This window comes from Bacillus sp. FSL R7-0646 (assembly GCF_037969865.1).
GTDB lineage: Bacteria > Bacillota > Bacilli > Bacillales > Bacillaceae > Bacillus > Bacillus licheniformis.
This window is the reverse complement of the sequence record NZ_CP150217.1, coordinates 740,657-753,598: the sequence shown is the minus strand read 5'-3', so window position 1 is coordinate 753,598 and position 12,942 is coordinate 740,657. Positions and strand designations below refer to the sequence as shown.

At 45.8% G+C, this 12,942-nt stretch carries 9 protein-coding genes; 2 read left to right on the top strand and 7 right to left on the bottom strand.

Going from position 1 to position 12,942, the window contains the following annotated elements; translation table 11 throughout:
• Positions 1 to 23: 23 nt before the first annotated feature.
• The 5 genes from MKY62_RS03730 to MKY62_RS03710 form a co-directional block, all read right to left on the bottom strand.
• On the bottom strand, positions 24 to 1,490 hold the full coding sequence (locus MKY62_RS03730; protein WP_339614131.1) for a glycoside hydrolase family 1 protein: 1,467 nt from the start codon (positions 1,488 to 1,490) through the stop codon (positions 24 to 26).
• Positions 1,491 to 1,495: 5 nt separating this feature from the next.
• Complete coding sequence (locus MKY62_RS03725; RefSeq protein WP_003179645.1) at positions 1,496 to 3,361, bottom strand: beta-glucoside-specific PTS transporter subunit IIABC; 1,866 nt, start codon at positions 3,359 to 3,361, stop codon at positions 1,496 to 1,498.
• A gap of 658 nt (positions 3,362 to 4,019) precedes the next feature.
• Complete coding sequence (locus MKY62_RS03720) at positions 4,020 to 5,135, bottom strand: DUF3578 domain-containing protein (RefSeq protein WP_003179643.1); 1,116 nt, start codon at positions 5,133 to 5,135, stop codon at positions 4,020 to 4,022.
• A gap of 146 nt (positions 5,136 to 5,281) precedes the next feature.
• Positions 5,282 to 6,664: a 23S rRNA (uracil(1939)-C(5))-methyltransferase RlmD gene (gene rlmD / locus MKY62_RS03715; protein WP_003179626.1), complete on the bottom strand. Its 1,383-nt coding sequence runs from the start codon at positions 6,662 to 6,664 to the stop codon at positions 5,282 to 5,284.
• 48 nt (positions 6,665 to 6,712) lie between these two features.
• On the bottom strand, positions 6,713 to 7,627 hold the full coding sequence (locus MKY62_RS03710) for a diacylglycerol kinase (protein WP_003179624.1): 915 nt from the start codon (positions 7,625 to 7,627) through the stop codon (positions 6,713 to 6,715).
• Between the two features lie 199 nt (positions 7,628 to 7,826).
• Between MKY62_RS03710 and MKY62_RS03705 the strand changes: the two genes are divergently transcribed.
• Together MKY62_RS03705 and MKY62_RS03700 are read left to right on the top strand one after the other, a co-directional pair.
• Positions 7,827 to 8,780 carry a nucleoside hydrolase gene (locus MKY62_RS03705; protein WP_003179622.1) on the top strand — a complete coding sequence of 318 codons (954 nt, stop codon included), beginning with the start codon at positions 7,827 to 7,829 and terminating at the stop codon, positions 8,778 to 8,780.
• Positions 8,781 to 8,793: 13 nt separating this feature from the next.
• On the top strand, positions 8,794 to 9,336 hold the full coding sequence (locus MKY62_RS03700) for a GNAT family protein (RefSeq protein WP_003179620.1): 543 nt from the start codon (positions 8,794 to 8,796) through the stop codon (positions 9,334 to 9,336).
• Positions 9,337 to 9,426: 90 nt separating this feature from the next.
• Here MKY62_RS03700 and MKY62_RS03695 read toward each other — a convergent pair whose 3' ends face one another.
• The gene (locus MKY62_RS03695) at positions 9,427 to 9,627 is read right to left on the bottom strand and encodes a hypothetical protein (protein WP_003179611.1); all 201 of its coding nucleotides are present in this window, start codon (positions 9,625 to 9,627) and stop codon (positions 9,427 to 9,429) included.
• Positions 9,628 to 9,774: 147 nt separating this feature from the next.
• Entirely contained in the window at positions 9,775 to 12,933 is a 3,159-nt protein-coding gene (locus MKY62_RS03690; RefSeq protein WP_016886486.1) for an efflux RND transporter permease subunit, read from the bottom strand.
• Positions 12,934 to 12,942 lie beyond the last annotated feature (9 nt).

Genomic DNA, 12,942 nt, shown 5'->3' with positions numbered 1-12,942 from the left:
CACCTTTTCATGAATGCGGTTTTTTAGTCTAATACTTCTCCGTTTGTCTCAATCACTTTCTTATACCAGTAGAATGAATCTTTACGTGAGCGCTTCAATGTCCCGTTGCCATCGTCATCTTGATCAACATGGATAAATCCATATCGTTTGGACATTTGAGATGTTCCCGCACTAATAATGTCAATGGGTCCCCAGCTGGTATATCCAAAGAGATCAACACCTTCTTCAATGGCTTCTTTCATCTGACGGAAATGCTCTCTGAAATAGCTAATACGATAGTCATCATGGATCGATCCATCGCTTTCGACAACATCTTTCGCACCCATGCCGTTCTCCACAATAATGAGAGGTTTTTGATAGCGATCATACAATTCAATGAGCGAAATCTTTAAGCCGACCGGATCGATTTGCCAGCCCCAATCTGTTGACGGCAAATATGGATTTTTCACACCGCGAATCGTATTGCCATCTGTTTTTTCCAGACCCTCCTGTGCAGATTCTGTCAGGGACATATAGTAGCTAAACGAAACGAAGTCTACCGTATGTTCTTTTATAATGGCAAGATCGTCCGCTTCCATCTTAATATTGATATTTTTTCGTTCCAGCATGCGTTTGATCAATGGCGGATATTCGCCAAACACTTGAACATCTGCATAGAAATAGTTATCAAGGTTTTGCTTCAGTGCGCGTTCAACATCACTCGGATGGCAAGTGTGCGGGTATGTCGTGAGTTTCGTTAGCATACATCCCACCTGACTGCCGGGAATGATGCGATGACAATCTGCAGTCACAAGAGCGGATGCCACAAATTGATGGTGCAATGCTTGATAAACCGTTTCTTCTACTTTCCCTTCAGGACAGCGATCAGGAATGATTCCCGCTGTAATGAAAGAATGGCGGTGTATACTGTCAATTTCATTAAAGGTAAGCCAGTATTTTACGACATCTTTATAGCGTTCAAAACACACATTTGCGAACTTCACAAAGAGGTCGATCACTTTTCTTTCAACCCATCCGTTGTATTTCAGACTAAGTGCTAATGGCATTTCATAATGTGACAGAGTCACGATCGGTTCAATGTTATGTTTTTTAATTTCTTGAAACAGACGATCATAAAACTGAAGGCCTTTCTCGCTAGGCTCTGCTTCTTCTCCTGTCGGGAAAATTCGGCTCCATGCAATCGATATACGCAATGTTTTAAAACCCATTTCTGCAAAGAGAGCCACATCTTCTTTATAGTGATGATAAAAGTCAATCCCTCTGCGCTTCGGATATTTTTTTACGTCCGGGTCTTTCATTGCACGATCAATGTTTTCAGAAGAAACAGCAAGATGTCCTTCGTAATCTTCAACACTCAAATTCGAACGGTACATGGCAATATCAGCAACAGACGGTCCTTTTCCATCAACATTCCAGGCTCCTTCTGCTTGGTTTGCGGCAATCGCCCCGCCCCATAAAAAGTCTTTCGGAAATCCTTTTGTTTTTGTCATCATGATTACCCTCCTAATTGTGTAACAACCATCAACGTATCTTGACGATTGACCTCTTTTAATTGCGTGACTTTTATATCATATTGATCCGTATTCGTAATAACTGCTAGTGTAACTGGATCATAACCTGCTTCTTTAATTTTCTCCAGTTCAAATTGAATGAGCAGATCACCCGCTTTGACTTGATCCCCCACTTTTACCAATGGTTTAAAGAACTTGCCCTCTAGCTGAACGGTGTCGATTCCAATGTGGAAAAGAACCTCAACTCCGTTTGCTGTTTTCATACCGAGTGCATGGTTTGTTTCAAAGAGAAGAGAAATCTCGCCATCTATCGGTGCATATAGTTCACCCTTTGAAGGAATAATGGCAATTCCTTCTCCCATTACCTTTGAAGAGAATATGTCATCTTCTACATCAGACAGTGAAATCATTTGACCGATGACTGGACTTTTGAACGTCTCATCTGCGCCAAGTTTTTCAGCGAAAACACCTGGCTCTGCTTCTTTTTCTGTTTCTTCTGTCTTTCGATCCTTTCCTAAAATAAAGGCAGCAGCAAACGCAACAGCAAATGAGATGGCAAAACCAATCACTGCGAACATGAAGTTGCGTGGAAGCTCGTCAGATATAAACATCGACATACTTGCAAGACCAGGTCCAACAAGAACAAACGCTTGAAGTCCGACAAGTCCAATGAAGATGCCGCCGATGAAAGAACCGATCATGACACTGCTGAGCACACGTTTATTTTGCAGTGTCACCCCGTATAATGCAGGTTCGGTAATGCCAAAGAATGCGGAAATTCCTGCAGAAATGGCAGTTGAACGAAGCACTTTATCTTTTGTACGAAGGGCAATTGCGAAACACGCTCCGCTTTCGGCGATATTGTGTGCAAGTGATGCAGGCAAGTAAAGTGCTTCTTTTCCGAGATTGCCCATTGTTGTTACAGCGTACGGCACCATCGCTTTGTGCATCCCTGATGCAACCATAAATGGAAGAACCGCTGCAAGGATCGCAACTGCAATCCAGCCTACTTTGTCAAACATAGCAAGGATGAGTGCTGTGAAGCCTTGCCCTGCTGTAAAACCGATTGGTCCCAGCAGCAGGAGAGTGATCGGAACTGTAATAACCAAAGACATCATCGGTACGAAGAAGATACGAATGGGTTTTGGCGAAATACGAGTAAACCATTTTTCCACCTGTGTATACAACAGGACAGATAAAATCGCCGGAAACACCTGATAGGCATACGCAATATTTTTCACATCGAATGAAAATAATTGAGCGCCTTCTGTCAGCATCGCCGTCATGTTTGGCAGAATAAGAGCGCCGACTGCCGATAATGCAACAAGCGGATTCACTTTTAGTTTATTGGCTGTCGTCACGGCGACTAGCAATGGCAGGAAGTAAAGCGGCGCATCGCCAACCATATTTAAAATCTGATACGTTTGCCCTTTGGCATCAATGAATCCGAATAACGAGAAGAGGAGGAGAAACGATTTTAAAATCCCTCCACCCGCAATGGCTGGAACAAGCGGTTGAAAAACACCGACAATGAAGTCTAATAGTACAGTCCCCACTTTTCGCTTTTCCTTCGGCTGATGGGAAGACCCATTTTGTCCAGAAAGTGCTCCGCCGAGAAGGCCGGTCAATTCCTCATAGACTTCGATGACATCGTTTCCAATCACGACCTGGCATTGGCCCGACATACGGACAGCGATGACACCTGGTGTTTTCTCAAGCGCAGGTACATCCGCCTTGTTTTGATCAATCAATGTAAAACGGAGTCGTGTCGAACAATGCTCCAAATGGGCAATATTCTCTTTACCGCCGACATGCTGCAATACGTCTCTTGCTGTTTGTATGTAATTCACTGTTTCTCCCCCTTTTCTGAAACATGAGACCTATATTTAGGCAATAAAAAAAGGACCCAAACCGACAAATTAAAAAATTTATCGGTTTTAGATCCTGCCTGCATGACCAGTCACATGTCTAATTTATCAATATTGGATTTGATTAAAGTATATATCGGTTTTATGAAAGCGTCAACATTTATTTTATTTTTTTCGGAAAGAAGCGAATTTCCTGGTCAAATGGCCTATAGTTGTTTCATAATAGCGATGATAAACATCTTCATGCATCCTCAAATTGCGCGCCAAGATTCCATGGTTAAAAACATAAACTACACGCTTCGAATTTATCTCAATAATTGTCCGCAGCAAAGCATCATCCGACACAGCTCCACAAGCAGCGAGAAGTAACGAGCACATTCTAATTCTCTTCCACCTCGAAAAACATTGACTTCTCCTGTTCAATATTTATGCTTTTTAGTTGCCAAATGGAATTCGTTCAACAACCTCGTAACCACTTCTGAACCGACCTTGCTCATGTCGAATCCCTCTTTCCCTTTAAGATGTTATCTATTATTAAAATGATCTCATCACATGTGCAAATTTTTGTAATATCCTTTTGTCAATTATGTTAAAAAGCAAAAAGCCTTGGTAGCACTTGACCAAAGCTTTTAATTTGAATCTAATTATTCGATATTTCATATATTCGTTTAAGTTCTGAAAAAGTAATTTCAATTCCTACCTTTTTTAAGTGATCCTTACGCTGATCATACAGTTTTTTCAACAGTTTTTCCTTCTCCTCATCTTGACCATAATGAATAAGACGATGACAGTGTGGACATAGGCTTACCAAGTTTGCTAGTTGATCTAAGTCATATTTGAACTTCACTTGCTTAGCGATAGGGACAAGATGATGACATTCAACATAAGGCTTGTTGGTAGATTTAGAGATAAAAGTTTTGTGTGAATGATCAATTTCACAATTGTAGTTCGAAAGCACCATAGCTTTTGAGGCAAGACTTGCATTTCTTGTCCATTGCCTTTGACCACCTTGATTAATGATAGGTTGCGGACGTTCTCTCTTTTGATTGATTTCATATCCGACATTCGAATTCTCGGATATGATGAAGGTTTGAGCCGCTATCTGATACTCCTCTTCGTTAACCCGGTCTTCTAAAAATTGGCCATCTTCCTGCAACAGAATAAAATCATTAAACTGTTCTATCGATCGATTTCCGATAAGACCTTCTACTTCTTTGTATGTAACTAATAGAGCTTGTAAATCGTTTATAATGTCTTCTGAACTCGGAAAATTGCTTACACCATAAAAACAACCACATACATGTCCTAACTCATAGCCCCTCGCAAGATCACCTTTACCCTTTAAATCGATATTTGAAAGGTTCATATTTTGAGGGATGGTATTTAGTTTTTCTCTAATAATAGAAGCTGTTTTTTGGATTTTCGCCCTACCTATCTTTGTACCATACTTTTCTTTAAAGTATGTCCATCCTTGATTCAAACTTACATAAACACCGCTTCCATCTGCACTAAATAAGTAAACAATATAGTAGCCTCTTGTCGCCGAAGTCGTTAAGTTCTTTAGAAAAATTGAAATCCAAGGAATCTCAGCCCAACGGCCTTTTCCAACCGAACCTGCTACATGATATATATTAGGATCTAAGTCAACAACTTTAAAAAGAGTATCCTTTATTTCACGACAAATAAGATCTAACAAAGGGTGCCCCTTAAACTCCTCATTTTTTGCTTGTTGATATGTTGATAAAACGCGCTTCATTTGTTCACTAATCGTTAGTTGATTCGAGATTTTCTGTTCTATTTTGATACACCTCTTTTATTCAGTAGGACTTTATGCAAGAAATGGAACCTTCATATAACATTATAAGCCTCTCCTGGGTTGGAGAGGCTTATGTTTTTAGATTTTTATTTATCTTTTTTGACGAGTACAGCCACACACTCCACATGCGCCGTATGCGGAAACATATCAACAGGCTGTACCTCACGCGTCACATACCCGCCATCCTCCAGCACCCGCAAATCGCGCGCCAGGGTTCCCGGGTTGCAAGACACATACACTACACGTTTCGGCTTCATCTCCAAAATCGTCCGCAGCAAGGCCTCGTCGCAGCCTTTGCGCGGCGGGTCAACCACTAGCGTGTCAGCCGCAATGCCTTCCTCATACCACTCCGGAATGACCGTTTCCGCTTCGCCAACTTCAAACTCAGCGTTCTCAATGCCGTTCAACTCAGCATTCCGTTTCGCGTCCTCAATCGCTTCCGGCACAATTTCGACGCCGTACACTTTTTTCGCCTGCTTCGCTAAAAACAGCGAGATCGTGCCAATGCCGCAGTACGCGTCAATGACGGTCTCTTCGCCGTTTAGTTCGGCGTATTCAAGCGCTTTGTCGTAGAGCACTTTTGTTTGCTCAGGGTTGACTTGGTAGAACGATCTGGCGGAAATGGCGAATTTGATGCCGCCGATGGTGTCGTAAATGTATTCTTCTCCCAAGATGACGGTTGTTTCGTCGCCGAAGATGACGTTTGTTTTTTTCGGGTTGATGTTTTGGACGATCGATTTGACGTGCGGGAATGCCGCGGTGATCTCCTCGACGATTTTCGCTTTGTGCGGGAAGTCGTTTGTTCTTGTGATGAAGACGACCATCATTTCGCCTGTCGCGGCGCCGTATCTGACCATGATGTGTCTGAGCCAGCCTTTGTGGCGTTCTTCGTTGTACGCTTTGATGCCGTATTTGCCGCAAATTTCTTTAATCGCTTGAACGACGCGGTCGTTTTCCGACTGCTGGATCAGACATTCGTTCATGTCGATGATCTCATGGCTGCGCTGCTGGTAGAAGCCTGCGATCAGACCGCCTTCTCTTTCGCCGACAGGGACCTGCGCTTTGTTTCGGTAGTTCCACGGGTCTTCCATGCCGAGGGTCGGGTGGACGGTGATCCGGCTTAAATCGAGCTTGCCGATTCGCTCGAGCACGTCTTTGACTTGCTTCTGCTTGTAGAGAAGCTGGCCTTCGTAATTGATGTGCTGCAGCTGGCAGCCGCCGCACTGCTTGTAGATCGGGCACGGCGCGTCCGTGCGAAAGCGGCTTTCTTCTTTCAAGTCGATGAGGCGGCCGAAGGCGAAGCCTTTTTTGACCCGGGTCACTTTAATCTGCGCCTTTTCGTCAGGCAGCGCGTTCGGCACGAAAATCGGGAAGCCGTCGACTTTGGCGACGCCGGCTCCTTCGTGTGTTAAATCTTCAAATACGACATTGTAATATTCATTTTTTTGAACGGGGGCTTTTTGTTTCATCTTTTTCACCTGCTATAAGAAAAACTTGGCCAGCTCTTTAGACCAAGTTCAATCATCCAATTTTCTCGCTTTTTCTTTTGACATGACGACGTCGATATGGCGGTAGAGGTTCTCGAATTCGCCCGGCAGTTCGCCGCCGTATTCGCCGTCAAGGTTGAGGAGCATTTTGTCTTTGACCGTCACTTTGACGCGGTTTGCTTTCGTGTAGATGACATGCTCGTCATTGATATGTTCGCCGCGGAGGGCAAGTCCGACAAGTCTGATGAATTCGGCGAGGTTTGTCCGTTTTAAAATGACGAGGTCAAACATGCCGTCATTCAAGCTTGAGTCGGGGGCGAGCTTCTCAAAGCCGCCGACTGAGTTCGTCAGCATGACGAGAAACAGCATTACTTCTCCTTCAAACAGCTTGCCGTCGTATTCGATTTCGACCTCGGTCGGCCGCAGTGAAGGAAGGAGCATTTCCATTCCTTTCAAATAATAGGCAAGATGGCCGAGCATCGTCTTCAATTTGCTTGGTACGTCATATGTCAGTTCTGTAAGGCGTCCGCCGCCGGCGATATTGATGAAATATTGGCCGTTGACGCGGCCGATGTCAATCGGACGGGCCTCTCCCTCTAGTATTGTGTCAACCGCCTTTAAAATATCCTCGCGCGGAATGCCGAGCGCTCTCGCAAAGTCATTCGTCGTTCCGACCGGAATGACTCCGAGCTTGGGGCGGTGTTCCAACGGCGCCAGTCCGTTGATGACTTCATTTAATGTCCCGTCTCCTCCGGCCGCAACAATCAAGTCAAATTCCCGCTCAGCGGCGTGTCTGGCGGCCTGTACGGCATCCCCTTCCCCTGTTGTCGCGTGGCATGACGTTTCATAGCCTGCCTGCTCGAACTTCTGCAGAACTTGGGCAAGGTTTTTTTTGAAGATTTCTCGTCCGGAAGTCGGATTGTATATGATTCGTGCACGTTTCATGTTTTCATCATCCTATTAGAGTATCCGTATCATTTCTTTACCAACAACCTTTAATTATACTAGCTGTTGAAAAAATCGCAACAAAATGGGTATCATCATTTGTTTAATTTTAGATAAAATATCCTAATTAATGGTAAAAAAGACTTCAGGATCTAATTGATGTAAAATAATTAATATTAAGAAAAAAGGAGATGTTGCTGTGAAAAAGCCCGTTTATTTTAACCATGACGGAGGCGTCGATGATCTCGTCTCTTTATTTCTGCTATTGCAGATGGAAGATGTCAAATTGATCGGAACATCCGTCATACCGGCGGATTGCTATTTGGAGCCTGCTCTCAGTGCCAGTCGAAAAATCATTGACCGCTTCGGTTCGTACCAGGTCGAGACTGCGGCATCCGATTCGAGAGGGGTGCACCCGTTCCCGAAGGAGTGGCGCATGCACGCCTTTTATGTCGACGCTCTGCCGATTTTAAATGAAAAAGGCGAAGTCCGGACTCCGGTGTCAGAACTGCCCGCCCACCTTCATCTGATTGAATGCGTGAGGCAGAGCCCCGAACCGGTGACACTGCTGTTTACCGGCCCGCTGACAGACTTGGCGAGGGCCCTTGAGGAAGAGCCGGCGATCATAAAGCACATTGCAAAGCTTGTCTGGATGGGCGGCACCTTCCTTGAGAAAGGAAATGTGGAAGAGCCTGAGCACGACGGGACGGCGGAATGGAACGCTTTTTGGGACCCTTACAGCGTGAAGACGGTATTCGAGAGCGACATTCAGATCGAAATGGTCGCGCTTGAAAGCACGAACCAGGTGCCTTTGACAAACGAAATCCGCTCCCATTGGGCGAGCCTCAGAAAGCATATCGGGATCGACTTTATCGGCCAATGCTATGCGATGTGTCCGCCGCTTGTCCATAACGAAACGAATTCGACATACTACCTTTGGGATGTGCTGACGACGCTGACGCTCGGCACAGTCGATATGACACGCTCGCGCAGCATCAAGGCGGTTGTCCATACACAAAGCCCGCGCCAAGGAACGACAGAAGAGCATCCTGACGGCAGAATGGTCAAAGTCGTTGATCAAGTCGACAGGGATCAATTTTTTGCGTATTTTGAAGAGTTGATGAAAAGAGCCGACCGCATTCCATCTTTATAAAAGGAGACTTTCCATGATTAAAAAAGGGACAAACATTTACATCAGGCCGCTCACGGCTGAAGACGCCGAGGCATGCCTCGAATTGCAGAACGCAAACCGCCCGTTCTTTGAACAGTTTTCAATGGAGCGGAACGAGGAGTTTTATACAATCGAAGGACAAAAGAAGAGGCTTCAAAGATTATATGAAAATATGGAGAACGATGAAGATTATTATTTTGGCATCTTTGATCCGGCAAACGATGCGCTGATCGGAACGATCAACCTTTTCCAAGTGCTGCGCGTTTCCTTGCAAAGCGCCTTCATCGGCTATTTTTTGGATCAGAAGCACAACGGCAAAGGCTACACGACCGAAGCCGTCAAGCTGATGGTCGAGTTCGCCTTTCACGATCTCAAGCTCCATCGCATCGAAGCCGGCGTCATGCCCCGTAATATTGCCTCGATCCGGGTGCTGGAGAAGGCGGGTTTTCACAAAGAAGGCATCGCCCGGAAAAACGTCAAGATCAACGGAAAATGGGAAGATCATCAGCTGCTGGCTGTGATCAATCCGCATGATTAGCCGCTTCTTCGCCGACTGGAGAACGCAGCATTAAAAAAGCTTGTCGATGAAGATCACTTCAACCTTTATCGACAAGCTCAAAACATGCTTTCATCTGCTCTTTGTCTCTTTCATGATGCTGAAAATCACTAGGGTGATAACACCTGCACATACAATATAAAATAAAACATCAGTCACAGGGTTTCTTATATTTTTTAAGAGAAATATGACTCCGATCAACACGATCGGTATGATCCAGGTGAGCCGCTTTACGATTTTGGGGCTTGGTTCGCTGTTTCCTTTCGATTCCATTCAATGCCTCCTCATCAGGTTGCCTTTTCTAACAAAGCATAACACAGGATATTTTTGTTAAACACCGACGATCGTCTCTTCAAAGAAAAAACCCCTTAGAATGGACCATTTCCTGTGTCCATTCCAAGGGGTTGATGTTATACCATCTTACTCTTCTTCCATACCCGGTTTTTTCCGGCGGAATTTCGCCAGTACTTCGTATACGATCGGTACGATCAGAAGGGTGAGGAGCGTTGAACTGATCAGACCGCCGATAACGGTGACGCCGAGCCCTTTTGAAATGACCTGGCTGCCGCCTTCAAATCCGAGCGCCAATGGAATCAGGGCGCCGATTGTGGCGATGGCCGTCATCAGGATCGGACGGAGCCTTGTAGAGCCGGCTTCCAGGAGTGCTTCTCTCGTTGAGAGCCCTTCCGCTTCCTTATGGATGACGCGGTCGATTAGGACAATCGCGTTTGTGACGACGATACCGATCAGCATCAGCATTCCGATCATTGCGTTCAAGCTGATTGTTTCTCCTGATACGTAAAGTCCCACCAAGGCGCCGATGACGGTAAACGGCAGCGAGAACAGGATCGCAAATGGCGCCAGTGCTCCGCCGAATGTAATCACAAGCACGAGGTAGACGATCGCAACCGCCGCAAGCATTGCGAGTCCGAGTTTTGTAAAGGAATCTTCGATATCAGCGGATACGCCGCCGGTATCGATTGTGACGTTGTCAGGCAGGTCGATCTTGTCGATGTTTTTCTGTACGTCGACTGATACGGCCGTGACGTTGTCTGATGTGACTTCCGCCGTGACATCGGCATAGATTTTGCCGTCCCGTTTCGAAATTGTGTCGGATGTCGTGCCTTCCTTCACTTTCGCGACATCGCCGATTTTCACTTCCTGGCCGGTCGGAGTTGTGATTTTTTTGTCTTCTAAATCTTTGACGCTTTTATATGTTTCTTCTTCTGTTTTAATCGTAACATCAAGATCTTTCCCGTCTTTTTTCACGGTTGTAAGCGGCGCCTGCGATGTTTCTTTCATGAGCGCCTGAGAAATCTGTGATGCCGTTAACCCGAGTTTGCTTAATTTCTCCTGGTCAGCGACAAATGTATATTCGTCATATGTGCTGGACAGGCCTGAGCTTACGTTTTTCAGGTCTTTTTGGTCTTTCATTATCTTTTCGATCTCTTTTACAGTGCCTTTAATCTCTTTTTCAGAATCCCCGTACACATAATACGTTAACTCATTGTTGTTGCCTGAGGAGCTGAAATCCTGAGTTTTCCATTCTCCGCGTTTGGATTGCTTCTGAATGTCTTTTAAGACGCTGTCCTTTTCTTGATCAAAATCAGGCGTGTCTTCCTCATATTTGATATAGAACAACGCGCCGTTTGAACTTCCGCCCATCAGCGGATTTCCCTCTCCTAACGTATACTGAACCGTATCGACGTGTTTGCGGTCCAATAGGATTTCTTCAGCTTTTTGCGCTTCCTTTTCCGCTTCTTTTTTCGTTTCTCCCGGTTCAGGGGTGTACGTGATCTGCACCATTTTTTCTTTTGTGGCAGGCAAGTAGCTCGCTCCGATCAGCGGCACGAGGAACAAGCTTCCGACCAGCATCAGAACCGCGATGATCGATGTGATCCATTTATGGCTGAGCGACCAATTCAACACTTTTTTGTAGAAGTTGGCCAGTACCCCAGGCTTGTGTTCTTTCGCCTTTACCGGCGCGCCTGTCAATGATTTTTTGAAGAGGGTGTGCGCAAGCATCGGCACGAGCGTGATCGCGATCAAGAGGGATGCAGCGAGCGCGAATACAATCGTTAAAGCAAACGGCATGAACAATTCGCCGATTTGACCGCCGACAAGTGCGAGCGGCAGGAATACCGCGATTGTCACGATCGTTGATGACATGATCGGCATGAACATTTCCTTCGTCGCTTCGCGCACGAGCGCTTTTCCGCGCAGCGGCTCATCTTTCAGCCTCATGCGGCGGTAAATGTTTTCGATGACGACGATCGAGTCGTCGACAACCCGTCCGATGGCGACTGTCATGGCGCCGAGCGTCATGATATTCAGCGTGATATCAAGCTGGTTCAGGACGAGCAGTGCGATTAACAATGACAATGGAATCGAAATGACCGAGATTAATGTTGATTTAATATCCCTTAGGAATAAGAGAATGATCACAACCGCAAAGATCGCTCCGAAAATCGCTTTGCTCAGCATCGTCTCGACCGACTCGGTGATCGGTTCGGCCTGATCGTATGTCGAGCTGTATTTGAAGCCTTTGTGGTCTTTTTTGAATTGTTCGAGTTCAGCTTTTACGTTGTCGGCTACCTCGACGGTATTGGCGTCGTTTGCTTTAATGACGCTGATGCCGATGCTGTCTTTGCCATTGGTTCGTGAAATGGATTCGGCTTTTTTGACATCTTTAATCGTTGCGATGTCAGACAGCTTAACCGTCGGGACTCCCGCGCTTTGCTGAGCTTGTCCGGCGCTCTGTGCCCCGGCTTGAGCCTGCGCCCCCTGGGCCGCCTGCGCACTTTGCGCTCCGGCTTGCGCGCTTGCGCCTCCGGCAGACGCCGCTGGAATTCTCATATTTTTCAAGTCTTTAATTGTGTCGATATCGCCGCTGACGACGACCGATTTTTCTTCTTTGCCGAATGTGTACAACCCAAGCGGAGTCGTCACATCAGATCCTTGAATCACTTGCTTGACTGTATCCTCGTCAAGCCCGTATTGCTTCAATTTGTCTTTTTTAAATGAAAATTCGACTTCTTCAACCTGCTGACCGGAAAGCTGAACGGAAGCTACGCCTTCAAGGCCTTCAAGCTTCGTCAGGAGGCTGTCTTCCACTTTTTTCGTCAAGCTTTGAAGATCGTCTTTATCACTGGACACGCTGAGCGCGAGAATCGGGAAGGAATTCATGCTGTAGCGCGAAATGCTCGGCTCTTTCGCATTGTCCGGCAGATCGAGATTCGCCAATGCTTCAGCGGCTTCCGTCTTCGCTTTGTCCATATCCTTTTCATAATCGTATTCAATCATCACCGATGATGCGTTTTCATACGATGTGGACGTCACAACGCTGACGCCGTCCAGATTTTGCACGGCTTGTTCAACCGGCTTTGTGACTTCATCAGCTACCTGGCTCGGAGTGGCTCCGGGATATGTCGTGCTGATGGTCAAATAAGGCATGTTCACATCAGGAATCGATTCCTGCTTCATATTTAAACCCGCATAAATGCCGGCAACCGTAACAATAATCGTCATCAGCCACACAGCGAACTTGTTCTTTAGTACAAAATTAATGATAGAATTCATTACGACCTC

Coding starts and splice junctions, on each gene's coding strand:
- MKY62_RS03730 (WP_339614131.1), bottom strand. CDS start 1,490: ATGACAAAAACAAAAGGATTTCCGAAAGACTTTTTATGGGGCGGGGCG.
- MKY62_RS03720 (WP_003179643.1), bottom strand. CDS start 5,135: ATGAAGCGCGTTTTATCAACATATCAACAAGCAAAAAATGAGGAGTTT.
- rlmD (WP_003179626.1), bottom strand. CDS start 6,664: ATGAAACAAAAAGCCCCCGTTCAAAAAAATGAATATTACAATGTCGTA.
- MKY62_RS03710 (WP_003179624.1), bottom strand. CDS start 7,627: ATGAAACGTGCACGAATCATATACAATCCGACTTCCGGACGAGAAATC.
- MKY62_RS03700 (WP_003179620.1), top strand. CDS start 8,794: ATGATTAAAAAAGGGACAAACATTTACATCAGGCCGCTCACGGCTGAA.
- MKY62_RS03695 (WP_003179611.1), bottom strand. CDS start 9,627: ATGGAATCGAAAGGAAACAGCGAACCAAGCCCCAAAATCGTAAAGCGG.
- MKY62_RS03690 (WP_016886486.1), bottom strand. CDS start 12,933: ATGAATTCTATCATTAATTTTGTACTAAAGAACAAGTTCGCTGTGTGG.